The organism is Prevotella sp. oral taxon 376 (genome assembly GCF_003043945.1).
Taxonomy (GTDB): Bacteria; Bacteroidota; Bacteroidia; order Bacteroidales; family Bacteroidaceae; genus Prevotella.
This window is the reverse complement of record NZ_PYXG01000001.1, coordinates 1,686,788-1,713,251: the sequence shown is the minus strand read 5'-3', so window position 1 is coordinate 1,713,251 and position 26,464 is coordinate 1,686,788. Positions and strand designations below refer to the sequence as shown.

Sequence of the window (26,464 nt, the reverse complement as noted above, 5' to 3'; positions counted from 1 at the left end):
AAAGGCCGTTAAAAGTCCGCCTTTTAGCCGTCAGAAGGAAGGCAAAAGGCCGTTAAAAGCCCGCCTTTCAGCCGTCAGAAGGAAGGCAAAAGGCCGTTAATGAGAGAGCCTCCTCTTCAAGGCGAGGAAGAAAGGAGCGTAAAAGAGGCCTGGTTCCCTCCTGCAGCGGGGGGACTTCCTCCCCCGCAGGGAAGGGCCGGGGAGAGGCTCCGGGAGAGCTGTGGAGAAGTATTCATTCATTAAATAAACTACTATGCTAAACCTGTTTTTAGACATTACCGCGGCGACCGTCGACTGGTCGAGAGCCCAGTTCGCGCTGACAGCCATCTACCACTGGCTCTTCGTGCCGCTCACACTCGGCATGGCCGTCGTCATGGGCATTGCCGAGACCTGTTATTACCGCACGGGCAAACCGTTCTGGAAAGACACGGCCCGCTTCTGGCAGAAGCTCTTCGGCATCAACTTTGCCATGGGCGTGGCCACGGGCATCATCCTCGAGTTCGAGTTTGGCACCAACTGGAGCAACTACTCCTGGATGGTGGGCGATGTGTTTGGCGCGCCGCTGGCCATCGAGGGCATCGTGGCCTTCTTCATGGAAAGCACCTTCGTGGCCGTGATGTTCTTCGGCTGGAACAAGGTCTCACGCGGTTTCCACCTCGCCGCCACCTGGCTCACGGGCCTCGGCGCCACCATCTCGGCATGGTGGATCCTCGTAGCCAACTCGTGGATGCAGTATCCCGTGGGACAACAGTTCAACCCCGACACCATGCGCTTCGAGATGACCTCGTTTTGGGAGGTGGCCTTCTCGCCCTTCGCCGTCGACAAGTTTTGCCACACCATCACCTCGTCGTGGATCATCGGAGCCGTCTTCACCGTGGGCGTGAGCTGCTGGTATCTGCTCAAGAACCGTGAGCACCGACTCGCCAAGGAGAGCATCAAGATAGGAGCCGCCTTGGGACTCGCCGCCTCGCTGCTCGCCGCCATCACCGGCGACGAGTCGGCCTACAAAGTGGCCCATGTGCAGCCCATGAAGCTCGCAGCCATGGAAGCCCTCTACAACGGCGGCTACGACCAGAGCCTGACGCTCATATCGGCCGTGAATCCCTTCCGTCAGCCCGACTACGAGAAGCAGCAGGAGGCGCCGCTGCGCGTCGCCATGCCCTACGGTCTCTCCGTGCTCGCTACCCGCACGCTGCACGGATATGTACCCGGCGTGAACGACCTCATCAACGGATATACCCGGGCCGACGGCACCCGCGAGCCCTCCTTCGCCGAGAAAATCGCCAGCGGCAAGAAGGCCATAGCCGCCCTCGCCGCCTACCGCAAGGCTACCGGCGGACGACAGCTGGCGCCCGACGAGCTGCCCGACGAGGCCAAGGCGCAGCTGCCCGTGCTGAAGGACAACATCCGGTACTTCGGCTACGGATACATCAAGAACACGGCGGAGCTCGTGCCCCACATCCCCCTCACCTTCTACGCTTTCCGCGTGATGGTGGGCCTGGGATGCCTCTTCATCCTCTTCTTCGCCGTGGTGCTCTGGATCGTCTACAAGCGCGACATCGCCCGCTATCGCTGGCTGCACATCGCCGCGCTGGTTCTCATCCCCCTGGCCTACATCGCCAGCGAGTCGGGATGGGTAGTGGCCGAGATGGGCCGACAGCCGTGGACGATACAGGACATGCTCCCCGTGGGCGTGGCCGTGAGCGACATCGCCGCCGGCAGCGTGGCGCTCACCTTCTTCATCTTCCTCGGACTCTTCACCACGATGCTCCTCGTGGAAATCAGCATCCTCTGCAAGCAGATCAAGAAGGGGCCGGAGTATGAAACGAAAGAAATAAAGGGGGAAAGAATAGAGAGTAAAGGGGAGGACCCCTCTCCTGCCCTTTCCCGCGGAGAGGGAGAATCATGAATCAGCAACTATAATCCGTAATCACTATGCCCGTCTCTCATCATCCCCCTACAGAGGGGAATGAGGGGGCAAAATATAATTGAAACTATGACCTACTCATTTCTACAACAATACTGGTGGCTCGTCATCTCAGTGATGGGAGCTTTCCTCGTGTTCCTGATGTTCGTACAGGGCGCCAACTCCATGATATTCCAGCTCGGCCGGACGCCCCAGGAGCGGCGGCTCGTCATCAACTCCACCGGGCGCAAGTGGGAATTCACCTTCACCACGCTCGCCACTTTCGGGGCCTCGTTCTTCGCCTCGTTCCCCCTCTTCTACAGCACCAGCTTCGGCGGCGCCTACTGGATATGGATGCTCATCCTCTTCTCGTTCGTCGTGCAGGCCGTGAGCTACGAGTTCCAGAACAAACTCGGCAACCTCCTCGGGGCCAAGACCTTCCAGGTTTGCCTCGTGCTCAACGGCATCGTGGGGCCCCTGCTGCTCGGCGGAGCCGTGGCCACCTTCTTCGACGGCAGCAACTTCATCATCGAGAAGGCCAACATGACGGCCGCCGCGCAGCCCGTCATCAGCCATTGGGCCAACGCCTCGGCCGGACTCGACGCGCTGCTCGATGGGTGGAACCTCGTCTTCGGCGCGGCCGTGTTGCTTCTGGCCCGCGTGCTCGGCATCCTATATGTAAACAACAACATCGCCGACGAGGCCATCCGTGCCCGCATCCGGCCACAGCTCGCCATGAACACGGCCGCGTTCCTCGTGCTCTTCCTCACCTTCTTCATCCGCACCCTCCTGAAGGACGGCTTTGCCGAAGACCCCGCCACGGGCGTCATCCTCATGGAGCCGATGAAATACCTGCACAACCTGCTCCAGCAGTGGCCGCTCGCAGCGACATTGCTCGCCGGCGTCGGGCTCCTGCTCTACGGCATCGGGCGCACCCTGCTCCGGAAAGACTATATCAAGGGCATCTGGCCCGCCGGGATCGGCGTCATCCTCACCGTCATCGTGCTCTTCCTCATGGCCGGGTGGAACCACACTGCCTTCTATCCTTCGAACGCCGACCTGCAGAGCTCGCTCACCATCGCCAACAGCTCCAGCAGCGAAACCACCCTGCGCGCCATGTTCTGGGTGTCGCTCCTCGTACCCGTCATCATCGCCTACGGCGCCTACGCCTGGTGGTCGATAGATCGCAAGAAGCTCGACCGTAAGGAAATCGAGGAAGGAGAGGCATATTGACAAACATCCCCCTATGCGCAAATCAGGGTGTAAATCCACGAGCCATGTGGTTTACACCCTTTATCATGTCGCGGTGCACCGCCAGTTCGCCATCCGCATGCGGGTGGATGAAAAAAAATAATCTCATAATTTCTCTCTGATTATTTGGCAGTTTGAAAAGAAATTGCTACCTTTGCAGCCGTGTTTAGTTCGGCGATATCATCATATCAAGACGATAAGGCGGCATAGGAGAAACATTCTCCCCCGCAGCTTTTACGCTTTATAGAGAGTTTCCTTTGTGTGCCTTTTCATGCCCCTTCGGTCCTCTTCGAAAAGCAAAATAAGACGGATTTATTCATTCAATAGCAATACAAAAACAAGACAAGTCATGAAGCAAAACCAAGTAGAACAACGGCTCTATGATAAGCCCGAGATAGAAGTAATCGGCATCGAGCCGCACAGGTGTCTGTTGGAGCTGTCGGGGCCGGGCGGCCACAACGGTGCCGGCGGCGACGGGAATGACCTCAACGCCAAGCAGGGATGGTTCGACGAAATAGAATCAAATGATAATTAATGATATAGTCGATAACTAATAAGACAAATGAAAAGAAAGAAACATATATTCCTGGGCGCGTCCTTGCTGCTGCTGACCACTGCCTGCACGAATGACAACGCAGCGCAAGACTACATGCCGGGCACCGAGCCGGGCACCGAGAGCCTGACGGCTTTCGTGATAGAAGACAACGAACCGACAACGAAAGCCGCGACGACCCGCACCACGGGCAACTACGACGGCTCGATCGTGAACTTTTACTGGACGGCCGACGACCCTCTATGGGTCAACAAGGCGGCGACAGGCACGCCCGACCTTCAGCGAAGCAAGAAGAGCGATATCGATGAGCGGCTGGAAGAGAGTCCGATCACGGGCGGAGTAAAACGAGCTTCCAGGGCCTCATTCTATTTCGAGGGAACATTTTCCGCCGATCAATACACGGTGCGCTATACCGGCAAGAACGGAACGAAAGATAAAGTAACCATCAAAAACGAGCAGACGCAAACCGTGCCCAACGACGCAAGCCATATCGGCGAAAGCGGCGATTGTGGCGTAGCCATCGCCCGGAAGGCGAGTAACCGCTACAACTTTATGCTCGACCATAAGGCCTCTTACATGGTGTTCCTGCCCTATAACACGCCGGGAGCCATAGCCGGAGCCAGGCTAACCAAGATAAAGGTAACGGCCGACAAGGCGATTGCCGGTGAATTCGATTTCAACGACAGCGGCATCGACATCTCCTCTCGCCCCGCAACCTCCGCAGACAACAGCAGCATCACGCTCAACCTGTCCGACAAGTTTACCGTCCCCGATCAGGCCAAGAAAGAAGCCAACGCAGCCATCATGGTCATCGCTCCCGGTACCTACGGCACATTCAAGATAGAGTACACGCTCTCAGATCCTGTTACTGCCGTCAGCGGAACCATCACCAAGACCTACGCCAATGTAACACTCAAAGAAGGCAAGCGCAAACAAGTGAGCATGAACCTGCAGATTCCCCTGTACGGCAGCGATAATTATTATATGTGGGACGCGGCGGAAAACAAGCATTACTGGGCCGGGTATGAGGACTACCAGCCTATCACGAACAATGGCTACGACAACCATTACCCCAGCGAAGCAAACGACCCGCGGTGGTTCAATCCCACTTACATTTCGTCATCGGCCCCCTCGGTCGCAGCTTCTCGCAGCTGCGCCAACACTCCTAACATCAACGAGTGCCTCTGGTACACCATGAAGGGCAAGCCCTATTGGGACAATACCACTCTCTGGGCCATGAAAGGACATTTGTATAACTGCGGAATGTGGTTCAAGAAGCTGGGCGTTATCGCGCAAGAGAATGGAAAGCCGGACGCCGCGGCCCTCAAGGATTCCTACAACAATAGAGACTATCGCAGTATGGGTTTCGGCGCATCGTTACCCGAGAACAACAGCATTTCGACAGGGGTGCCCGACGAGATAGAGAAGTATTTCTTCCTGCCCGCCATGGGCGTCTTTACAGACGGTAGGCTCTCCAGTTTCGGAACAGCCGGCTTCTACTGGTTAAGTACGGCTGATCGGTATATCCGTTCCCGAGCACACAACCTGTATTTCACATCGGACAAGGCAATAGTGAGTAACATCAGAAATAGGAAAAGCGGTTGCTACCTGTGGAAGGTAGAATAAAAGCAACGGGCAAAACATGACATGCCCCGCAGAAAAGATTTCCGGGAATCGGCTTATCCGATTTCCGGAAATCTTGTTTTCTCACGCTCGAGCCGAAGAGCGCCTTCCTTTCACGACATCCGCCCGGCTCAAATATCCTGCGGGCACTCGCTCTTTACAGGCGCTGATCATTATTTTCCCAATCACGAAGAGGAATTGCGGTCGAACAACCTGTAAAGTGAAGGGCGTGCCAAAAATACTTGAGCCGCCCTCTTTCAGCCGTCTTTCACTTGCCTTTCAGCCGTTAGAAGGCGGGATTTTAGCCGTCTTTTACTTGCCTTTTAGCCGTTAGAAGGCGAGCTTTTAGCCGTCTTTTACTTGCCTTTTAGCCGTTAGAAGGCGAGCTTTTAGCCGCCTTTTACTTACCTTTTAGCCGTCAGAAGCCATGCTTCCGGCGGCTTCTTGTTTCGCCTCTCCACATCCCCCGCCCCGCCCCAAAGGGGGAGGGCCATCCTCGCCCGCACTCCCTCGCCCATGGGAGGCAACCCCGTGGCCACGCTGCCCGACAAGGCACGCCGGGACGCCCATGGGGACATGGAGGCCGACCCGGCGAGAGCCCTCCTCAGGCCAGACTGCGGTTCATGTACTCCCAGAACTGGCGCCGCGTCTCCGTGCCGGGGCGCAGCAGCTCGTATAGCTTCAGCGCCGCCGTCTGCTTGCAGAGCGGATGGGCCCGATAGTAGCCCCGGCGGCGGATGTAGTCGGCCAGCCAGCGGCGCACCAGCGGGCGGTTGCGCGGCGAGCAGATCAGATAGTTCACCCGCGCCGCCACCTGGCTCAGCAGCGCCTCGTCGGCAAAGAGCTCCGCCACGCCCTCGGGCTCCTGTTCCCTTGATTCCAACAACTCACCGAAAGAGGCGGCCATGCCGTCCTCTTTCTTTTCTTTTTCTTTTTCATCTTCTTCATCTTCATCTTCGCGGGCCCGAACCTTATATATCGGGCGCGATGGTGAAGACTTCGTGTCGACTTCGTGAGCACTTGGCGGCCATTCCACGGGCACTCCGACACATCTCTTGAACCCCATCTCCTCGCACATGTAGATGCTCTGATAGAGCTGGCGCGCGGGGTCGATGTGGAAGAGCCCCGACTCCTCCACAAACCGGCGTACCACGGCCAGGCTCTTGTGGCTCGCGGCGGAGAGCTCACGGAAGGAATGGAAGCTGGCCACGCCCCGGTCGGTATTCGCCAGATACATCAGGATGATGACATACAGCCCGAGCTTCTCGCAGGTGCGCCCCTCGCAGAGCCACTTGTGGTCGGGGCGGTGCAGCAGGTTGAGGTTGAGTTTCAAGAATGGTTTCGATTTCATACGCATTTCTCCTTTTCTGTGGTTTCTGCCGCAAAGATACGCCCTCTTGCCGCCCATGACCATGGAAGGGGGCATGACAGGAGTATGGAGAAAAGTCCCGACCCTCCCCCCGTAGGGAAGCCATCGGTCATCGACCGAGTGGTCGCTGTCGGCGCAGCCGGTGCGGCGGACCAACGAGGGAGATTTGTGTTAAAATAAAGTTAATGTTTAGGACATACTTTGTTTATCTCCTTTTTTATATTACATTTGTGTAATTACTTTAAATACCTATAAATTAAATTAAACCGACGGATGTCAAATGAAGGAAATATGTATTTATCCAAGTAAAAATATGTGTTAAGAGTAAGATTTAATCTCTTACTTCTCGTTTTTGCAGGAATCGTAATGGCTGGATGCCAGACATTTGACTATATGGACAATTATTCTATATCTATATCGTCTATTAATAATGCGAAAGGGAAAATATTTATGCAATACCTTTCTAAAGACAAGCAAAAAGAGGATGCGTTTTTCCAAGCATTAGGGGGGTAACTCGCTTAGGCAAGACAATATGTGAATTAAGAAAATGTAATGAATAGCTTATGAAACATCTTTTTTTATTATCGGTAATTGCCATAGGCTTGTGTTTCTGCGGAAGCTTTTACGAGGTTTTCGCCCTGCCGACTGCAGGAGAGAGTTCCAATCTGGCCCTATCGAATATGAATGTGGATTCATCTAAAAGAGCACAAACCAACTGGACACCTCAAAACTACAAAAAACTACTGGACAGAAAGAAAGAACTTCTTGAATATGGAGACTTTATGGTAATAGACTTATGTAAAGAGCTTGATGATATAGGAATGTCTTATGATTACATCCTTTTGAGAGGGACAAGTCCTTGGGATCGCAGAAATCACGGACGAATTTATATTACAAAAATTGTTTTTTATGAAACATATCCTGATTCTGTGTGCAACAATGACACGATAAGAACCATGGAGGTCTCTATTAAAGAAAAAGTCGACTTAGTGGAGACTTACGAGAAATATCCTGATGATATAGAGCCAGGAATACTTGAATTTACGGTTACAGACTACAATTTCTTTAATAGAGTAAAAAAATGGTAACATTGAGAGTTTAGCATTTAGTATTTAAAAGGAAGAGCATTAGCGTTTAATTCAAGGAGTGGGGTGTATAAAGTCTGACACCTATACACCCCATTGGGGCAAGGAACTATGCACGGTCAAGTGTATAAAGTCTTCCCTCCCTTCCCTTGGGGGAGGGCTGGGGAGAGGCTCCTCCTAACTCCTCATATCCTCCAGGAGCCGGAGTCGATGGACACTTCCGCGGCTTGCTCTCTATGGCGTCGTCGGGCACGAAGGCCACGGGGCGCTGGTTGTTCTCAAACATCGGGCTGAATTGTTCCATCATTGTCAAAGGAAATGTATCCACTATCGAACAATTTGTCGTAATTGGGTGTCAACACATGTACTTGCGTGAAGTAAAACAAGTTGATATGACTAAGATATCCAAAGGTAAAAGAAGAAGCAATTACAATCTGGGAATGCGAGTTGGCAAAAGAAAGAAGGGAAAAGACCTTAGCATCTTTGGCCTTTACATTGAATCATATATTCCTTACCGATCATAAAATCCATTATCCATCGATTGAAGAAGAGGGCGCCCAAATGGACATGGCGGCAGAACCTACGATAAATACAGCGAAATAACTTCTCCTGACTCCCCTTACTCCATTTCCCTCATGATCTTGGCATAGACCTCGGGGAAAAGGTGGCGTATCTTCGAGGCCACGAGGTGGAGGTCTTGCTGCACACGGGGCGAGTCGAACCGGGCCTGGAAGTCGAGCTTGCGGGCTATCGTGCGTTCCTTGTAGCCCGAGAGGAGGGCAAAGAGGGCGGCCACGGCCTGATGGCTGGCACTGGAGAGCGTGCCCTGCGCGTCGAGCAGATAATAGGCCAGGATGGCCGTCTGCTGTGCCGTGAACTGGTCGGGGCGGTCGGGCTGCTCCACTCCCGCGGGCCGCACGCTGTCGAGCCAGAGCATCCAGAGCGAGACAAACTTGCGGAGCACGGCCCGCGGCAGACGGGCATAGTGGAGGCGTGCCACGGCGAGCACGGGGTCGGCCTCCATGAGGGCGAACACCTCGCCCGGAAAGGCAAGCAAGAGGGGCTCCAGCCGGGCCGTGTCGGCATGACGGGCCAGGACGCGCAGCGTGGCCATCTGCGGCGACCGGGCGGCCGTTTGCTGCCAGAAGGTCTTCCACGCCAGTCGGCTCTCCGTGCTTCCCATGTGTACGAGGGCGCAGCGCAGGGTGTGGGCGTCCTGCCGTGCCTCGGGCGAGGCGGCGCAGTCGAGCTGCACCAAGAGCCATTCCAGCGACGAGAGGGTGCGGTCGAGCTGCTGTTCCCCGGCCGTGGGCATGAGCACGGGGAAATCGGCTGCCAAGCGCATCCACTCCTCGTATTTTGTAAAGTCTTTTTTCACCGCGGAAAGCGACTGTGCATCCAGGTCCGCCCTGACGAGCAAGGCATGCATGGCATAGTCGCCCCCAACGATGGTTGTCGTGATTTGTCCCTGCCCGTACGCCTCGAGCCAGGAGGCTGCCACGAGCTTCTGTCCGTCGGCCACATTGCCCCACTGCTCATTGCCACAGAGAGCTTCCACGGCATCGTCGACGGCTGCGCCCGTCGCCCGCCGCAATATCAGCTCACGCCCTGACAGAGCGGGCTTCAGGCATCCGCTCTCGTCGAAGAGATCCTGCCACCTGTCGTCCCTCAGGGCGTAGTAGCGCAGGCCCACAATGTTCATGTAAATCGTCATTTCTGCTCTGTTTATGTTATTAAGGTGGCTGCCGCTTCCTGCCGAAGACCCGGGTGTGGGTCGTGAAATCGGTGTCCTCCAGTAAGCGCAAAGGTAACCTTTTCCGATGAACCCCGCAAGCATTCTCGGCAATTTATTTTGTTAAAGTTTATCCTCCCCGCCCAGGGAGTATCCACAACCCCAGTAACCGGCTATCATTTTCAGGCAAGCCGGGCCACAATCCATGGCGTCGAGCTGGCGGTAGTTCTGCCGCATATCGCTCACATCGCTCCACCTTTGGCGCGTTGTCCGCACCTTGTTTTTCGTGGTCATGTCCGTCAAGAACCGGCCGGCGGTCTGCACGGGGTGGAGCATGTAGGTGTATTTCGCCCCGATCCGCCGGTTGCGGAGCAAGAGTGTGGGGAGCCTTGCCCGACTCCTCCCCCTGAAAGAGAGGCGGGCCCCGACGGGGTCGCGCTCTCACAGAGGGGGAGAGGTCGACAGCAGGGAAGGCTGAAGGCCGCCAAAAGGAAGGCAGAAGGCCGTTAGAAGGCGGGCAAAAGGCCGTTAGAAGGAAGGCTGAAGGCCGCCAAAAGGAAGGCAGAAGGCCGTTAAAGACAGGCTTTCAGCCCTTAGGAGGAAAGCTGCTGACGGCTTTTCGGTTTCCCTTTCCCTGACTCTCTTCCAAGGAGAGGAAGCCGTGGGGGCATGGCGGGGCATGTTCCTGAAATCATAGAAGCCCCTGAATGGAGAGGAGCCCGATCAATCACACCTTCCCGCAATCCCTCCTTACTCCTTGCTTCCTTACTTTTCGTTAAGTTTTATTAACGATTCCTGCCTCCCGGGAAGGCGGCAAAACGGCTCCTTCACTTTTGGAATCCGGAGCCCGAGGCATTACCTTTGCAATCGATAAAAGCAGCCATGCGAGCGGAGCGCATTCTCCGTAACCTTAAAAACACAAACCATTATGGCAATCTTGTACAAACTTTATCAGGACAACCGCTCCAACTCGCTCTATCCGGGCAAGTGGTATGCGAAGGCAGTTCATCAGAACATCGTAGGCCTCGACGCCGTGGCACAGCGCATCCAGCGCAACTGCTCGATGAAGAAGAGCGATGTGCTCGCCGTGCTTACCGAAATGGTGGAGGTGATGAAAGACGAGCTCCAGAGCTCCAACATCGTGAAGCTCGACGGCTTCGGACAGTTCAAAGTGGGCATGCGCACCCGCCCCGCGGCCACCGCGGCCGACTTCAACTCGGCGAAGCATGTGGCCGGCTACCGCATCAATTTCCTGCCCGCGAGCCACTCGCTGCCCAACGGCGTGAACGCCAAAGGGCATGTGAAGCACATCGTGGTACGCGACCTGCTCGACGGCATCAGCTGCAAGGAGGCGTCGAAGAACAAGGTAGACAGCTCCAAGCCCGCCAAGCCCACCACTCCGGCAGAGGGCGGAGGCAAACAGCCCGGAGCATAACCCAAACCTCTCCCGGCCTCTCCCCGGCCTCCCTGTAAGGAGAAAGCTCCCCCGCTGCAGGAGGGGCGGCAGGGGGGAGGCCTCCCCAACTCTTTAACCTTAATCTTATCATCATGAAAAAAGAAACCTGGAAACTGTTGCTTCAGACGCTCATCAGCGTGCTGACAGCCATTGCCACCACACTGGGTGTTACTTCCTGCATGGCTCTCTAAGCGGCCATGAGACCAAAAGACGGGCTGGCAGGCTCTCCCCCTCGCTCATACGGGGAGGCCTGCCCGCCTCTTTTTTTATCCGCCCCCGGCAGGAGCGACAACGCCGATGATAGAGAAAACTGATAGCCGCAAGACACAGAATCCATAGCTAAAGTGAGTTTCACAAGAAAAAGAGGACTACCTTTGCCCGTGAATCTATTCACTTCTATTGCTGATATTTCTTAAAAAAACAGGATTATGTCGATAGTAACCGTTTCCATTTTAGCCATCATCGCCCTAGTCGCAATATTGGCATGCAAGTCCGACCAGATCCGGCAGCTCCGGACAAAGGCAAAAGAAACCAACAGAAAAGCCACGGACGAGGGCACGGAGGATGAGGCGCGGACTATGCTGAAGCTGCGGCCGGAGGAGGGATTCCTGCCCACCGCCTTCGTGTGTGGACCCGGAAAGTCGTTCGTCGTGGCCTTCGACGACGAGAGAAAGACTCTGGGCTACATGACCAGACAGGGCCACATCATGGTGAGATATGATGAAATCATAGCCGCACGGATGAAGACCCTGGGCGACAGAGCCTCTGAATTCGGCAAGGGACTGGACGGAGATGCCATCGACATCATCCTCATCACCAGCAACGCCGGCGCCAAGGACCTGAAGATCAACTGCCTCGACGAGACGATGGTCTTCGTGGACAAGTCGACGGGGGTCATCCAGCCCGACCTGTATGAACATATCTACAGGCACGGACTCGACACGGCAAGACAGATCATGGAGGAAATCGAAAAACGCGTCAAGCAATAAGCAAAGACAATCATGGACTGGCTCTTCAATCTCTTCACCGACCAAGACAGCATCGCACACATCGCCCTGCTCTACTCGCTCGTGATTGCCGCGGGAGTGCTGCTGGGCAAACTGAAGGTGGGCGGAATCTCGCTGGGCGTAACCTTCGTGCTCTTTGCCGGCATCATCGCCGGACACCTGCACTTCACGGCACCCCTATCGGTGCTGACTTTCGTGCAAGACTTCGGGCTGATGCTCTTCGTGTTCTGCATCGGCCTGCAGGTGGGCCCCGGCTTCTTCGAGAGCTTCCGCAAGGGCGGCATAACGCTCAATCTGCTTTCCACGGCCCTCATCGTGCTGAACATCGCCGTGATGTTCGGATGCTATTACCTCTTCTTCGATACCAACGACGCGCACAACCTGCCCATGATGATAGGCACGCTCTACGGCGCCGTTACCAATACCCCGGGGCTCGGCGCGGCCGACGAGGCCCTGAACGCCGTGGCGGACAGCGCTCCCCAGATAGCCAGCGGCTATGCCTGCGCCTATCCGTTAGGCGTGCTGGGCATCATCGGGACCACCATCCTCATCAGGGTCATCACCCGCACGCGCCTTCAGCAAGAGGAATCCCTGCTCGAGGGCGAGGAGGAGCAGAATGCCCAGGAGAAGCCGCACCTGATGACGCTAAAGGTAACCAACGCGTCCATCGTGGGGCACAAGCTGCAGAAGATCTCGGAAATGATCAACCGCGACTTCGTGTGCACACGCATCCACCACGACGGCCTGTTGGTAGCCCCCAATAAGGATACCCTGCTGCGCCTCGGCGACGAGGCGCTCATCGTGTGCGCCGAGGCCGACGCCGAGGCCGTGAGAGCATTCATAGGCCCCGAAGTGAGTGGGAAGTGGGAAGACGACGGGCAGCCCGACCAGCCGATGATTTCGCGCCGCGTCGTCGTAACCAATCCGAAAATAAACGGCAAGACGCTCGTCAAGCTCCGCCTGTCGAGCCTCTACGGCGTGAATGTTACCCGCATCACGCGGCAGGGCATGGACCTCTTTGCCGGCAAGAACCTCCACTTCCATGTGGGCGACAGAATCATGGTGGTAGGCCGTGCCGACAATGTGGAGCGTGTGGCCGACATGATGGGCAACTCCATCAAACGCCTGGACACGCCCAACATCGCCACCATCTTCATCGGCATCATCATGGGCATCCTCTTCGGGAGCGTCCCGTTCCAGATTCCGGGCATGCCAGTCCCGCTGAAGCTCGGCATCGCCGGAGGGCCGCTCATCATCGCCATCCTCATCGGCAGGTTCGGCCACCACATGAGACTGGTAACCTATGTGTCGAGCTCGGCCAACATGATGCTGCGCGAGGTGGGGCTGGCACTCTTCCTGGCGTCGGTGGGCATCAAGGCGGGAGACGGATTCTGGGAGACCGTGGCAGCCGGCGACGGCCTGAAATATGTAGGTTGCGGATTCCTCATCACCGTGATTCCCATCCTGATCATAGGCTGTCTGGCACGCCTGAGGTTTCGCTTCAACTACTTCACGCTCATGGGCATGATCGCCGGCACCTACACCGACCCGCCCGCGCTGGCCTTCGCCAACGCATGCTGCTCCAAGGAGGCCCCGGCCATCGGCTATTCCACGGTCTATCCCCTGAGCATGTTCCTCCGAATCTTCACCGCGCAACTCATCGTGCTCTCCTGCTGCGGGGGTTAGAGGAAGCAACGGGAGGCCCTGCCGGAAATGACGCCCCTCCCCGCTCGCGGATTCGCGAGCGGGGAGGGGCGTTCTTCTTCATGATACGAAAATCTAACAGCCAGGGCCCACGAACCTCTTCAGCGAGAATCTCACGAGCGCCGTCGACTGGCTCAGCATCCTCACGAACTCCTGTGCCGACTTCTTGAAATAAGCCCCCTTGAGCATGTGGATGCAACCGTCCATGTTGGCGGCCTCGGCAATGGAGACGGCCTTCAGGTCGGTTTCATAGAGCACGGTCGACTCTGCCAGGACGCTGATGCAACTGGTGCGACGGAGCAGTTTGAAGATGATACTCACCGTGTTGACCTCCACCTTCACCCTGAAGTCCGCTCCGCTCCCCTCTGCCAGGCAGTCGAACGCACAGCGGGCCTGAAGCCCACGGGCAGGAAGCACCAGGGCATATCGCTCAAGGTCGGCAAGCCTGACCGATCGCTTCCTCGACAACGGATGGCCATCCCTGACGATGGCCGCCAGCCGGTTGCTGAAGATGAGACGGCTCTCCAGGTCGTGGTCGGCCTTGATGGGACGGAAGGCAAGCACGAAGTCGAGTTCGTGCCGCTTCAGCATCCGCAGCAATTCCTCCATGGTGTCATAGCAGATGTTGAGCTTCACGCCAGGATATTCCTTCATGAAGTCGATAAGCGTCTCCGACATGATGGTGCTGAACGAATAGGTTACGCCGATGTTCAGTTCGCCCGTCAGCAGCTGCTTCAGGTCGTCGATGTGATTCCTGCACGAGTCGGCGGCATTGATCACCTTCTGGGCATGGGGCAGCAGCTCCCTCCCCGCCTCGGTGAGCCTCACCTCATGACTGTTGCGCTCAAAGAGCGGCAGCCCTATCTCCTGCTCCAGCCGGCTGATCTGCTGCGAGAGGGTGCTCTGGGTGATGAAGAGCTTCCGGCCGGCAGCGGAGAAATTCAATGCTTCCGCTACGCTCAGAAAGTATTTAAGTTGCCTTATTTCCATAGTTCAGATGTTTGCTGCAAAGATAACCATAATTATTGGATTTCACGACCATTGGCCGCTTATTTTTTCCGGCGGCACGGGAAGCAAGAGAGAAGAGGGGGAGCGAGGGCACGAGTCTGTGCCTCCGCTCCCCCTCTCCGCGCTTAAGCGCGTGTCAGCCCCTTCCTAATAGAAAACCTTGAGGCCAAGGAAGAGGCTTCGCGGCAGCGACGGCCCGTAGATGTATCCTGCGTCGCGGTTCCATCCCTTGTCAAAGTCTTTCTGGTAAGAGTTGGCCAGGTTCTGCACGCCCCCGCTCAGCTGCAGCCTCACCAGGTCGTGGACGCGGAAGCCGTAGCTCGCCTTGAAGTTGAGCGCCAGGAACGACGGCGTCTCTTCTGCCACGGGCTTTTCCACGCCCGAACCTGCCGCGTGGGGCACCGTCATCCTGCCGGTATAGTTGCCCGAGAAGGAGATCGAGAGGTTTCTGACCGGCGTGAATGTGGCGGTGAAATACCCGTAGGCATCGGGCGTGCGCAGCATCTTGCGCAGGGCGGGGGCTTCTTCGTCCCATTCCACGGCCCGCGCATAGAGGCTCCGCTGCAAGGTGATGCCCGCCTGGAGGCTGAACCACGAGGTGAAGGCGGCCTTGCCTTCTATGCTCATGCCGAATACATCGGCCGAATTGGCATTATACCGTTCGCTGATTCTGTTGCCGAACCCATCGGTCTCTGCCAGTTTCCTCTCCGCAAACACATTGTTGAGGCGCGTATAGAATCCCTCTATCAGGAGGTTGGTCTGTACGCTGCCGAGAGACTTGTAGAGGTCGGCCGAGAGACTGAAGCTGTGCGAGCGCTCCTCCTTCAGTCCGCTGCTCAGGCGCGTTACCACTCTCTCGCCACCGGCAATCGTGGTATGCAGGTCTTCGTCGAAGGCTTGCGGCGCACGGAATCCGCCGGCATACACCAGTCTGAGGTTGATGTTGCTCACGGGATTATAGCGCACATTCACGCGCGGCGAGAAGATGGCCCGGCGGATGAGGTTGTGCTTGTCCACGCGGCCGCCGACCAGGAGTCCCCAGTGCTCGTTTTTCCATTCGTTCTGCACATATCCGCTGGCGACGCGCACACGCTGGCGCATCCTGTAGTCGTAGCCCAGCGACTCGTCCTCCAGACCGTCGTAGCTGTATTCCATGCCCATCGTCAGGGTAGCCGGCATGAGGAGCAGCCGCCTGAAACCGTGCACGAACTGAACGCCTCCCATGAGGTTCAGGTCGCGGGTCAGGCTGTAGGCCTTGCGCGCGGCCTCCATGCTCTGGGCAGAGCCGTCGCCCGTTCCGCCATAATAGCTTTTGCGGTCCACATGCTCGAAGGCAAGATAGGCCGAAAGGCGGTTCCTGCCGTCGGGCGCATAAAGCTCGTAGCCGAGCCCACCCCCATGTATGGCATGATCGAGCTGTTCGGCGATGTTCGCCTCATGAGCCGGCAGGTGCAACAGGTTGCCGCCGCGCCTGTATTCGCTCAGGCCGTGATACCGCAGCGAGAGCCGGGAGTAGTCGCTCAGGCGCAGATAGCTGTTCAGGCCTATGGTCTGGTTGCGCAAGACCGGCAGCTCCGTATATCCGTCGCCGTCATGGTCGTAGCCTGCCCGATAGTGGTTCTGCCCATATACATACAGGCCCGCCTTGTTGTTGTCGGCCACGATGGAGGCGTTCACCGTCGTGTTGTTATCGAAGCGGCCCTTGCCGCCTATCGACATGATCGAGTGGGCGGCCTCGGCCGAGTTTCCCGAGGGTTCTTTCGTAATGATGTTGATCGTTCCGCCGATGGCCGACGCTCCATAGAGGGCCGATCCTCCGCCCCTGACCACCTCCACGCGCTCGATCATGTTCGAGGGAATCTGCTCCAGTCCGTAGACACCTTGCAAGGCGGAGAATACGGGGCGCGAGTCGATGAGTATCTGCGAATAGTGGCCGTCGAGCCCATTGATTCTCACCTGGCTGAAACCGCAGTTCTGGCAGTTGTCCTCCGTCCTCACGCCGGGCTGGAAGTTCAGCCCCTGCGCCAGGCATCCCGACTGGGTGATCTCGAAGAGCTTCCCGTCGAGAATGTTCACCACCGTGGGCGACTCCCGGCGCAGCGTCAGGTTGCGGTTGGCGGAAACGACCACCTCCTCGAGCGACACCTCGTCTTCCTCCACCTCGAAGTTCAGCTCGCAGGTCTTATCGCGTTCCATCACCACCATCTTCCTCACCGGCTTGTAGCCCGCGCTCCTCGCCTCGATCAGCAATTGCCCCACGGGCAGGTTCTTCAGGTGGTAATGTCCGGTGGCGTCGGTCGATGTCTTGATCAGGGTGCCCACCACATAGAGGCCGAAATGCGGCAGATGCTCCTGAGTGCGCTGGTGCACCACATGTCCGATGAGGTTGGCGTCGGTGTTGTCCTTTACGGCGTCTTCCGCCCGCAACGGAGTGGCAATTGACAGGAGGATGGCAAGTGCCAGCATCTCTATAGGGCGAAGGAATCTTCTTTCTTTTATTGTTGTTTTCATTTGGCTGTTGAGTTTAATTATTGTTTTTTCTCATTTCCGACCGCAAAGGTACGAATACTCGGCCGTTCCCACAATACCTATTTCCCATGAATTTACAGGCCTTTCCCGTAAACCGGCATCCCCCGTCGTGGGAAGGGCACAGGATGGAAAACCTTCTAACGGCTAAAAGCCCGCCTTCTAACGGCTAAAAGGACTCCTTCTAACGGCCTTTTGCCTGCCTTTTAACGGCCTTTTACCTGCCACCCGGCACCCCCGCTTTTCAAGAATTCTCCCTGCCCTTCCCAAAGGAGAGGGAAGATTTACCATACTCCTCCCTCTGCCCGCACCATGGCAGGGGGCGGAAACGGAGCGTATCTTTGCAACAGGAAAAAACGGGAAGCCGGCTCTCCCACTCCCAAAAACGATTGATAACCCTTTTAACAAACCAGAAAATGAAAAGTATGAAAAAGATTCAGATTACCCAACAGATGATAGACCATGCGGCGTTCGCCGCCGCCGTGGCCGAAGCCGTGGTGGGCAACATGGGCATGCGCGTGGTGAAGCACGAACTCGACCGCCTGCCAATCGAGGAAATCGTGGCCGTGTGGGCGGGAGTGCACCGCCTCCTCGGGGGCGAGCGATGGGCGGAAGCCCTGCGTATGCCCCGCCATGTGCGTCAGACGGCCTGGTTTCTCGCCGCCCTCATCAAGCTGACGCCCTGGCCCAGCCACGAGGAACTGAGGGAGAAAACCAGGGGAAAGAATGAGAAAATGAGAGTGTGAGAGAATAAAAGAATAAGAGAATAAAAAAACCAAGGGAGCTCTATACTCCCTTAACCCTTCACCCCTATAAACTATTACTGACATGGAACTACTATTGACACGAACCCAATTCCTGGCCGACAAGACATTCGGCAAACTCTATCTGACGGAGCACACTCCCTCAGGCAATGCCCCATCGGGGAAAGACGACAGCGCAGAGGGAGCAAGCTTCCTCTGCGACACCCTCGAACCCACGCGCCGCAACCTCAGCGGCGGAGCACGCAAGAAAGCCGGACGCACGGCCATACCCGAAGGGCGCTATCCCCTCGTGGTGGCCTACAGCCCCAAGTTCCGCCGATGGCTCCCCACCCTCGTGGGCGTGCCCGGATTCAAGGGCATCCGCATCCACACCGGCAACACCGAAAACGACACGCAAGGCTGCATCCTCGTGGGCACGGCGGCCGCCGACTCCTGCCTCGTATTCTCCCGCGACGCCTTCCGACGCCTGACGCAACTCCTTGAGGGCAGCGAAGGCCCCATCTGGATCACCGTGAGCTCGCCCTCGCTCGGGGCATAAGGTACTCGGAGCCTGCCCGGAGGGAAAGGATTCAGGGGGAGCCACCCATCGTGCCCCCCCTGAATAAACAAATATGATTTCCGTCCTTACGCGGACTTAATCGCTCCACGGGCTAAACGACGGCCACTCGTCCTCGTCCTGGAAGCCGGGCTTGGCACCGATGTCGCCCTCGTCGCCGGGGCCGATGCTATGGCCGGGATCGTCGTCTATACCGATGCTCCAAACTTCCATCAGATTGTCTGTATTGACCTTGATGGACTCTACCGCAGGTGCTGAATATCTTTTTCTCTTCATTTTCAATTCTCCTTTATTTTATGATTACCTTCTTGCCGTTGTGGATATACACGCCCTTCTGCGGGTGATCCACACGCATGCCGTTCAGGTTATAATAAGGTGCGTTGTCCTCTTCGGCTGTCTCTGAAATGCCATTGATGCCTGTTACGGTCGGCTCGTCGTCGAAGACGAGAGACATACCCTTGGCAGGCGACGCCGCATTGTTCTTCAGGCGGAGATAAGCCTTGAAGTAGGGGATGTTCGTATTGTCGCCGAGTTTCACGAGCTTGCCATACTGCTTGCTGAACGCATAGCACTGGTAGCCGCTCTCGTTGGTGACGGGGGTGTCTTCCACGGCGCCCACCATGCGGTTGTCGGCGGTTGTGCTATAGCCGAGGGTGGTCAGGGCTGACTTGTCGTGCGCCTGTTCCTCGTCCATCTGGCAGTAGGAAGCGACGGAAGCCGTGTTCTTGCTACGGATGAATGCGCCCACGAAAGCCGGGAGGTAGTAGTTGTCGACGCTGTAGGCACGAACGATAGGATTCGTCGCGTTGTATGCCAGACTGTAATCCATCGGCACATAGGGCTTGATGTCGCTGGCACCCAGTCCCTGCGGATATTTCACATCGAACGGGAAGCAAACCGTACCGCCGTTCTTGTTCGTCTGCTGCGGAATCTCGTGCGTGATGTTCAGCGTGTGTCCCTGTGTCCATGCTGTCTGATAGGCGTTTACCTTGCTCTCCTTGACATAGATAGCCTGTCCCTCATTGAAAGGATAGTCAGACGGCATTTCATAGCCTATTGAGCTGAGCGATGCAGGCGTATTGCCTACGAAATACAGCCCTTTGAGCTGTGTGCCGGCCCTGAAAGCGTCCAGACCGATGGCTCCGATGTCGGCAAGCAGCACGATGTCCTTTACCCTACTCTCATTCTGATAGGCGAAGTCGAGCACAGAGCTGACCGTATAGGTCTTTTCCGGCCAGGTCTTCCCGTAGACATCAGTGTATGCAGTCTCCTTGGCTACCTTGTCGATGATGACAGAGGTGCGCGGCGTGTAGAAGCTGATGACGCCTACATTGTCGGTTGATGTGGGGAAGAACTCCGTGCCGCGGTCGTAGCCTGCCGTGGAAACAAACGAGGGATGCACCTCCTTGAAAGTGTTGTTGTATGAAGTTACCGTAGAGGCGTTGGCGCTGTTCTCATACCATGCCTTGCGCACATAGATGGCAATGTCCTTAGGATTGGCGGAATTGAAGGTAATGTCGGCACTCAATGCAGGCACATTGTCTGTTCCCATGAAACTGAGCGATTTCAAATTCTTGCATAGTGCGAGTGCGCGTGTCTTAATCTCGGTTACGCTCTTCGGGAAGGTGATGTTCGTAACCTTGTCGCTGGAATAGAAGGCATACTGACCCACAGTCTCGAAATATGGTATCAAAGTGTACTTGGTGTCTGCCTTTCCAGCAGGGAAAGTAACAAGTGTTTTCTTGTTCTTGGTGCAGAGCATACCGTCGAGGTCGGCGTAGGTGGTATTGTCTTTGTCTACATTAAACGCAGTAAGTGCCTCACAGAAGTTGAAAGCACCCGTCTCGATGTTAGCTACATTCTTAGGAATGGAAATCGTTTCCAGGTTCTTGCAGTTGTCGAAAGCCTGTTCTCCTATCTTCGTCACGCTCTCGGGCAGGGAGATGGTCTTGATACCACTGTTTCCGAACGCACCGTTGCCGATGGTCGCAATGTGGGCGGGTGTCTTGAAAGTTACGGTTTCCAAGGATGGCGTATCAAGGAAGGCACCTTTGCCGATTGATGTTACATTCTGGGGAACCTCGAAGTGTTTCAGCTTAGGATTGTTGGCAAAGGTCTTCGTGTGAATGTTGGTCAGTTGATCGGCCGAGCCGTCGAAAACAAATGTCTCCAGTCCCTGCATATTGATGAATGCCTCGCTGTAGATTTCTTTCAGTTTAGAGCCATCGGCAATATGGACGCTGGTTACTTTGTATGTCCAATGGAACATTTCGCCTTCGATTGTCTCCACCGAGGCGGGAATCACGATGCCGCCCGTGAGTTGCTCCGTGTTGGCAAAGGCAAAGTAGCGAATCTTTTTCAGATGAGAGTTTGTACCGAAATCGAGAGTCTCAAGTTTACAGAACCGGAAAGCCTCGGCACCGATTTCTTCGAGCGTTGAGGGGAATTTGACACTCGTGATATTCGTTCCATAGAACGCTTTGGGCTGAATATACTTGACATCCTCTGGTATATTGTAGTGGCCGGTCTTCTTGGTGGGCCAGAGCACGAGCGTTTCTCCGTTTTTGGTATAAATAATGTCGTCCCGGCTCTTGTAGTTTGGATTGTTGGTATCGACGATAAACTTCTCCAAGTTCTCACAGTTGACGAATGCGCCCTCAGCGATGGAACTGACGCTCGCGCCGAAGGTTACCTCCTTTAGTCCGCTGGCCCAGTCGAAAGCCGAGCCCTCGATGGTCTCCACCTGGTTTAGGTTAATCTTCTTCAAGTTAGGCGTAGCGTGGCCGAAAGCCTCGCTGGCAATTGTTTTGACACCGTCGGGCACCTTGTAGGTATTGTTCCCCAGTGTTCCGCTGTATTTTGCAGGGAAGGTGATGAGTTTCCTGCCGTCTTTCGTTACGAGCACGCCATTGATGTCCTTGTAGTAAGTGTTGCCGCCATCCACGGTGATGTATGTGGAAGAGGCATAGATAGAGGCATTGATGGTCGCATCGATAGACTTCACCGAGGCGGGGATGTTGATTTTCTCTAAGTTGGGACAGGTTTTGAAAGCAGTTTGGCCGATGGTTTCAATCGTGTTGGGGATACTGACATCTCCCGATACGCCCGACGGTACGAGAACCAGTGTCTTACCGTCGTTGCTTATCAGCCAACCTTGGCTGTTATGCTTGTAAGTGCCGTTCCCGCTGGCCACCTCAACGGCCGTAAAGTTCTTGCAGTTCTCAAAGCAGCTATGCCCGAGGCTTTCAAAAGTAGAAGGGAATGTAACTTTCCGCAGCTCGGTACAGGTGCCATAGCAGCCGTTGCCCATCGTCTTGAATCCTTCTGAGAAAGTCAGACTGGTTATGGTTTTGCTGCAATTTGTCCACGGGATGGCCGATGTTACCTTATAGACCTCCAGACTCTGCGGGTGGGTCACGGTGGCCGGTATCGTTACGGCACCGGAGCCGCCGATTTCCTGAATACCCACTTCATTGTCCACATGGTTCACCAGGTCGTTTTTGGTGATGGTGTACTTATGATTACCCACTTGGAATGTGGAGCCCACGGCCTGTGCGTACACCCCTGTTGCCGACATAATCATTGCCAGCAACAGCAATAATAAAAGTTTAGTTTGTTTCATCTTTTTGATTTTAAATTAATAACTGATTTCATAACCCTCTTTGTATACTTTTATGTTGAATGATTTCATTGTAGGAGCATGCCTTGTTTCAAATGATAAGACTCCGCATCAGGACACGACCGACCGGGCAAGGGAAATCTCGGAAAATCCATTGCCCAAGGGAAGCGTGCCGATTGAATCGCACGCGCATGTAAAGAAGTTTTGGAGTAAGGCTACACCAGTTGTGTGTGTGTGTGTGTGTGTGTGTGTGTGTGTGTGTGTGTGTGTGTGTGTGTGTGTTAGCAAAATATTTGGAATAGCCAAATACAAAGTGTTAAAAGTTGCACGAAAAACCAAGGTTTCCCGCAAGGCACACACGCTCTTTTCATAGAGAGGGAGACATCTCCGTGGTCTATCTGAATTTCTGCGATACACTAATACTTTCTCTTTTCCCTGCAAAGGTATGTATATTTTTTTGATTATACAAGAAAAAGACAAGAAAAAATCATAGCCCCGCAGTTTCAGGTTCCGCCGGTGGATGCCTACTCCTGCTCGAAGATGAAGCGGGCGAAGACATCGCCCGGGGCATGACACGAACCCGCACGGGAAGCGGAGCAGCCCGGTTCGCCATTCTTATCTGAACTCGATATTCACGAGGAAATAGTGGGGAATATGAAAATGAGCACCCAGCTGCTCCGGCCTTACGCCCGACTGCACGACCTCGCAATAGGAGGCTGTGCCGTCGGCATGCCGCAAGGGGCTCACCGCCAGCGGACAGAATAGTCGCGGCGGATGGCTGACTGCTCGCCCCCGCTCATTCGCCGGAATATCGAGACGGCGTAGGCGGTGGAGCCGTCAGCGTGCGTTCCCCCGTCCTCGATGGCATACAGGAACCTTCCGTTGACCACACCGCTGGGACTGATCTGCAACAGCCGGTTGCCGTCTACATACACCCCGTTGTCGTTCTCGTCATAGGTGTAGGCGTCGCGCACATAGCCCAGTCCCTTGTTCTGATAGCCCTTGGCATCATTGTAAAGGAAACGAGTAACGGAGTCCCGGTCGAAATAATAGTGCACGGGGCCTATCCCGAACATGCCCTGCCTGCTGGTGGAAGGACCGTAGACACCACGCGGAGAGACCTGGTAGCTCTGCTCGCAATACCAACCTTGACCGACGATCTGGCTCTCAAAGGTCGCCCTCGTCAGCTTCGTCAGTCCGGGCCATTGCGCCCTGCCGCCGGTCATGTCAACCATGGATTCCATGATAGAGATGACGGGGCGCTCCTCGTCGTCGGATCCACAGGAGGTGAACATCATCGCAGATCCTGCCAAGAGGAGTGAGAAGAAGAAAACAAAAGTCGTTTTTTTCATGTTTATAATCAATTTAATGAATATCTCTGCCTTAATAACACGGGAAGACCACGACCTTGCATGTCGCGACGCTGCTTTTAAGATATTTTAAATCCTCTTAAGAAGATGTCCGCCCGTTGTGGAAGGACCCCTCCCATCGGCCGTGGTCCCTCATCCCATAAGAGGACGGCCAAGCCTGAATGCCCGTAAAACGACTCTCCTTTCCGGCGCGCCGCCTTTCGGACGAGGCGTCTGTGAAGCTTGCCGGCAGACTTTTTGGCTCGTCGGCGCCCTCACGGGTTGGCCATCCGCCACGCGCAGAGGTAGGCGGCGCGGGTGATTTCGGCCGTCTTCTCGTAGTTGATCAGCTGTGGCTCGTCGGTAGGCTGGTTGTAGTCGGGGTGTCCGTCGGTATGATACCATACCACGGGCACGCCCTTCTTGGCGAACGAGCCGTTGTCGCTGCCGCCCACGGGATAGTCCCACGGCCGGTAGTTGGGGTCGAGGCGGAGGCCGTAGCGGCGTATGTCGGCGCGCAGCCAGTCGCCGAACTCGGGGTGGGCGGCGGTGTAGAAGTAGACCATGTAGGACGGGTTGCCGGGCTTAGGGTCGCGCCCGATCATGTCGAAGTTGATATATCCCCTCACCTTATTTATATAGGGGCAGGTCTCCGTGAAGTAGCGGGAGCCGAGCAGGCCCTCCTCCTCGCCGTCCCAGAAGGCGAAGACGAGCGTGCGCACGGGTTTCGCCCCGCTCTCCGCGAAGGCCTTCATGATCTGGAGCACCGCGCTCACGCCCGAGGCGTTGTCGTCGGCCCCATTATAGATCTGGTCGCCTTCGAGGAGCGGGTTCATGCCCTCGTGGTCGAGGTGGGCGCCAATGACGACATACTCATCGTCTCGCTGTCCGGGTATCACGCCCAGGATGTTGCGCAGGCGGAGGCTCTGATGGCGACCGGCCTTGACGCGGGCCACGCTGTCGGGCTCCACGAACCAGCGTGCCCGGCCGAGGGTGGCACGGCTGACAGCCTCGAAGGGCTGTCCATAGTCCCGCAGCAAGGGCCGCACGCCCTGCTCCCTCAGTCGTGAGATGATGTACTCCGCGGCCAGCCGCGACCCCTCCTCGCCGGCCTTGCGGCCCTTGAGCAGGTCGCTGGCGAGGAAGTATACATGCGCCCGGGCGGCCTCCGCGGTGATGGTGCCGAGGCCCCGTTGCCTGAGCGCCTCCTGCCGTTTGTCGGGTCTCTGTGCCCCCACCCCGCTACAGGTGAGGAGCAGGAGTGTCAGTAGAATGGTTTTTCTCATCGTGCATTCGTTGTTTTCCGAGTGTTTCTTTTCCTGTGCCCGCAGTTTGTCATACCACCGGAGCCACCTCCTCCCGGGCCTTGCGGTAGCATTCGCCATAGGGCAGGCGCAGCTTGTCGGCCATTGAGGGGAAGGCTTCGAGAAACGAGCAGTAGAGCCACGCGCCCAGCCGGTAGCCGTCGAGGGTGCCCTCGGCGAGGGAGGGCAACCGGTAGCTGGCCTGCAGATTGATGCCCCCCTGCGAGGCTGCCGTGGCCATGAGGGCGATGCTGCGCACCCGACTGGCGTCCATGCGGCTGATCAGTCGCAGCACGGAGGCCATCTCGGCAATCATGCGGTCGTCGTCGAACGGCGGCGGGACGGCGCCCGGGGTCTCCCTCACCCGCGTGATGCGCCCGGCCATCTCCTCCTCGCTGAAGAGCGAGAGGCTCGAGTCTGTCTGCGATTTTCTATTTTTTCGTCGTTGCATATACAATCATTAATACCTCTCCCTGAGGCCTCTCCCCGACTTTCCCCTAAGGAGAGGGGGAGCTTTCTTTCCCTCCGCGGGAGGAAGACAGGGGGAGGCTTTCTGTTCCTTGATTCCTCGCGCCCCTCACCCCTTTGCCCCCTCCATACAAGGGAGGGATGGGGAGGGATTCCTTTTAACGGCCTTTTACCTTCCTTTTAACGGCTAAAAGCCCGGCTTCTAACGGCTAAAAGCCCGGCTTCTAACGGCTAAAAGCTCACCTTTTAACGGCTAAAAGGAAAACCGCCTGCCCACTACTGTCCCCACGCCAGCATCCTTCGCTCCCTACTCCTTGCTCCCTACGCCATTGATATAGCACAGCGCCGCTCCGATGGCGGTGCAGAACTCCGAGTATTTGGGGATGATGAAGTGCACCTTGTAGAGCTTCTCCAGTCCCGGGAACACCTCCTTGCACTGGGGCAGCAGCGTCAGGTTGCCTATCAGCACGAAGTCGCGTATGCCCGAGTTGAGCGAGGCGAGTATGGTGCCCGAACCGATGGTCTGCAGCACGGTGGTGATGATTCCCTTGGCAATATCCTCGCGCGAGGCGTTGCTCTTGGCATTGCCGAAGAGGCTCGCCGTGGCGTGCTTGGGCAGTCCGGGCAGCGGATAGGGACTGATGTCGCCTATCTGCACGTCGATGTTGGCCAGGTCGCCCTGCATGGCGAGCGTGGTGATGGTTCGCACATCGTCGGTCTTCAGCATGATGCGCGAAAGCCCCGTGAGGGTGCCTCCCCCCACGCCGATGCCCCCGATGTGGCGGATCTCCTCGCCTCTGCACTGCACGAACGATGTTCCCGTGCCCATCGACACCACGATCATGTCGTCGAGGTCGGTCTCGTAGCGTGCGCCCAGTCCGTCGGCCACAAACTCCTCGGCCTTGTCGGTGGGCAGTCCGTAGATGGGCTGGTCTATATACGACGAGCCTACGCCCGTTACCATCACCTTCTCGATGTCGCCGAGATGCAGCTTGTTGTCTATCAGATACTTTCCGAAAGCCCCGTAGAGCGAGGTTACGGGGTCGGTAGCCTTGATGCGGAGGGGCGAGACGACGATGCCGTCCTCGTTGATTCCCACGATCTTCGTGGTGCTGATGCCCACATCGATTCCTATTACAATTGCCATTGCTTATGAATTTTTGTCTGCAAATATACGAAAAAAT

At 56.3% G+C, this 26,464-nt stretch carries 23 protein-coding genes; 11 read left to right on the top strand and 12 right to left on the bottom strand.

The genetic code is table 11. The features are described 5' to 3' along the window. Positions 1 to 253 precede the first annotated feature (253 nt). The 4 genes from C7120_RS07505 (at position 254) to C7120_RS07490 (ending at position 5,336) form a co-directional block, all read left to right on the top strand. Complete coding sequence (locus C7120_RS07505; RefSeq protein WP_107621009.1) at positions 254 to 1,909, top strand: cytochrome ubiquinol oxidase subunit I; 1,656 nt, start codon at positions 254 to 256, stop codon at positions 1,907 to 1,909. Positions 1,910 to 1,996: 87 nt separating this feature from the next. After that, positions 1,997 to 3,139 (top strand): cytochrome d ubiquinol oxidase subunit II, encoded by a 1,143-nt coding sequence (locus C7120_RS07500; protein ID WP_107621008.1) that lies wholly within the window; start codon positions 1,997 to 1,999, stop codon positions 3,137 to 3,139. A gap of 367 nt (positions 3,140 to 3,506) precedes the next feature. Next, complete coding sequence (locus tag C7120_RS07495; RefSeq protein WP_107621007.1) at positions 3,507 to 3,692, top strand: hypothetical protein; 186 nt, start codon at positions 3,507 to 3,509, stop codon at positions 3,690 to 3,692. A 27-nt stretch (positions 3,693 to 3,719) separates the two neighbouring features. Next, positions 3,720 to 5,336: a hypothetical protein gene (locus C7120_RS07490; protein ID WP_107621006.1), complete on the top strand. Its 1,617-nt coding sequence runs from the start codon at positions 3,720 to 3,722 to the stop codon at positions 5,334 to 5,336. A gap of 601 nt (positions 5,337 to 5,937) precedes the next feature. Here C7120_RS07490 and C7120_RS07485 read toward each other — a convergent pair. Then, positions 5,938 to 6,684 carry a hypothetical protein gene (locus C7120_RS07485; protein WP_146154216.1) on the bottom strand — a complete coding sequence of 249 codons (747 nt, stop codon included), beginning with the start codon at positions 6,682 to 6,684 and terminating at the stop codon, positions 5,938 to 5,940. Between the two features lie 581 nt (positions 6,685 to 7,265). Between C7120_RS07485 and C7120_RS07480 the strand changes: the two genes are divergently transcribed. Further along, positions 7,266 to 7,790 (top strand): hypothetical protein, encoded by a 525-nt coding sequence (locus tag C7120_RS07480; RefSeq protein WP_107621004.1) that lies wholly within the window; start codon positions 7,266 to 7,268, stop codon positions 7,788 to 7,790. 106 nt (positions 7,791 to 7,896) lie between these two features. Here the strand turns inward: C7120_RS07480 and C7120_RS07475 are convergent, their stop codons facing one another. The 3 genes from C7120_RS07475 to C7120_RS07460 form a co-directional block, all read right to left on the bottom strand. Then, positions 7,897 to 8,094 (bottom strand): hypothetical protein, encoded by a 198-nt coding sequence (locus C7120_RS07475; RefSeq protein WP_107621003.1) that lies wholly within the window; start codon positions 8,092 to 8,094, stop codon positions 7,897 to 7,899. Between the two features lie 312 nt (positions 8,095 to 8,406). Next, entirely contained in the window at positions 8,407 to 9,501 is a 1,095-nt protein-coding gene (locus C7120_RS07465; RefSeq protein WP_146154215.1) for a hypothetical protein, read from the bottom strand. Positions 9,502 to 9,642: 141 nt separating this feature from the next. After that, entirely contained in the window at positions 9,643 to 9,813 is a 171-nt protein-coding gene (locus C7120_RS07460; protein ID WP_233247042.1) for a cysteine peptidase family C39 domain-containing protein, read from the bottom strand. A gap of 634 nt (positions 9,814 to 10,447) precedes the next feature. Between C7120_RS07460 and C7120_RS07455 the strand changes: the two genes are divergently transcribed. The 4 genes from C7120_RS07455 (at position 10,448) to C7120_RS07445 (ending at position 13,668) form a co-directional block, all read left to right on the top strand. Continuing rightward, positions 10,448 to 10,954: an HU family DNA-binding protein gene (locus C7120_RS07455; RefSeq protein WP_107621001.1), complete on the top strand. Its 507-nt coding sequence runs from the start codon at positions 10,448 to 10,450 to the stop codon at positions 10,952 to 10,954. 113 nt (positions 10,955 to 11,067) lie between these two features. Beyond that, complete coding sequence (locus C7120_RS13910) at positions 11,068 to 11,166, top strand: smalltalk protein (protein WP_158267358.1); 99 nt, start codon at positions 11,068 to 11,070, stop codon at positions 11,164 to 11,166. A 237-nt stretch (positions 11,167 to 11,403) separates the two neighbouring features. Beyond that, positions 11,404 to 11,964: a hypothetical protein gene (locus tag C7120_RS07450; RefSeq protein WP_107621000.1), complete on the top strand. Its 561-nt coding sequence runs from the start codon at positions 11,404 to 11,406 to the stop codon at positions 11,962 to 11,964. A gap of 12 nt (positions 11,965 to 11,976) precedes the next feature. Next, on the top strand, positions 11,977 to 13,668 hold the full coding sequence (locus tag C7120_RS07445) for a putative transporter (protein ID WP_107620999.1): 1,692 nt from the start codon (positions 11,977 to 11,979) through the stop codon (positions 13,666 to 13,668). Positions 13,669 to 13,761: 93 nt separating this feature from the next. Here C7120_RS07445 and C7120_RS07440 read toward each other — a convergent pair whose 3' ends face one another. Together C7120_RS07440 and C7120_RS07435 are read right to left on the bottom strand one after the other, a co-directional pair. Next, complete coding sequence (locus C7120_RS07440) at positions 13,762 to 14,676, bottom strand: LysR substrate-binding domain-containing protein (protein ID WP_107620998.1); 915 nt, start codon at positions 14,674 to 14,676, stop codon at positions 13,762 to 13,764. Between the two features lie 165 nt (positions 14,677 to 14,841). Continuing rightward, entirely contained in the window at positions 14,842 to 17,160 is a 2,319-nt protein-coding gene (locus tag C7120_RS07435) for a TonB-dependent receptor domain-containing protein (RefSeq protein ID WP_369916862.1), read from the bottom strand. A 485-nt stretch (positions 17,161 to 17,645) separates the two neighbouring features. Between C7120_RS07435 and C7120_RS07430 the strand changes: the two genes are divergently transcribed. Both C7120_RS07430 and C7120_RS07425 read left to right on the top strand, forming a co-directional pair. Further along, positions 17,646 to 17,966 carry a hypothetical protein gene (locus C7120_RS07430; RefSeq protein ID WP_107620996.1) on the top strand — a complete coding sequence of 107 codons (321 nt, stop codon included), beginning with the start codon at positions 17,646 to 17,648 and terminating at the stop codon, positions 17,964 to 17,966. Positions 17,967 to 18,048: 82 nt separating this feature from the next. After that, entirely contained in the window at positions 18,049 to 18,522 is a 474-nt protein-coding gene (locus tag C7120_RS07425; protein ID WP_199220675.1) for a DUF5675 family protein, read from the top strand. Positions 18,523 to 18,618: 96 nt separating this feature from the next. Here C7120_RS07425 and C7120_RS07420 read toward each other — a convergent pair whose 3' ends face one another. The 6 genes from C7120_RS07420 to coaW all read right to left on the bottom strand — a co-directional run bounded on the left by C7120_RS07420 (position 18,619) and on the right by coaW (position 26,427). Next, positions 18,619 to 18,816 carry a hypothetical protein gene (locus C7120_RS07420; RefSeq protein WP_107620995.1) on the bottom strand — a complete coding sequence of 66 codons (198 nt, stop codon included), beginning with the start codon at positions 18,814 to 18,816 and terminating at the stop codon, positions 18,619 to 18,621. A 13-nt stretch (positions 18,817 to 18,829) separates the two neighbouring features. Further along, positions 18,830 to 22,162: a leucine-rich repeat domain-containing protein gene (locus tag C7120_RS07415; RefSeq protein WP_107620994.1), complete on the bottom strand. Its 3,333-nt coding sequence runs from the start codon at positions 22,160 to 22,162 to the stop codon at positions 18,830 to 18,832. Positions 22,163 to 22,902: 740 nt separating this feature from the next. Beyond that, on the bottom strand, positions 22,903 to 23,511 hold the full coding sequence (locus tag C7120_RS07405) for a hypothetical protein (protein ID WP_146154213.1): 609 nt from the start codon (positions 23,509 to 23,511) through the stop codon (positions 22,903 to 22,905). Positions 23,512 to 23,783: 272 nt separating this feature from the next. Next, the gene (locus tag C7120_RS07395) at positions 23,784 to 24,794 is read right to left on the bottom strand and encodes a M20/M25/M40 family metallo-hydrolase (protein WP_107621433.1); all 1,011 of its coding nucleotides are present in this window, start codon (positions 24,792 to 24,794) and stop codon (positions 23,784 to 23,786) included. 49 nt (positions 24,795 to 24,843) lie between these two features. Next, positions 24,844 to 25,263, bottom strand: a complete 420-nt coding sequence (locus tag C7120_RS07390; RefSeq protein ID WP_146154212.1) for a hypothetical protein — start codon at positions 25,261 to 25,263, stop codon at positions 24,844 to 24,846. 324 nt (positions 25,264 to 25,587) lie between these two features. Then, positions 25,588 to 26,427, bottom strand: coding sequence for a type II pantothenate kinase (coaW, locus tag C7120_RS07385; RefSeq protein ID WP_107620989.1), 840 nt, complete (start codon positions 26,425 to 26,427; stop codon positions 25,588 to 25,590). Positions 26,428 to 26,464 lie beyond the last annotated feature (37 nt).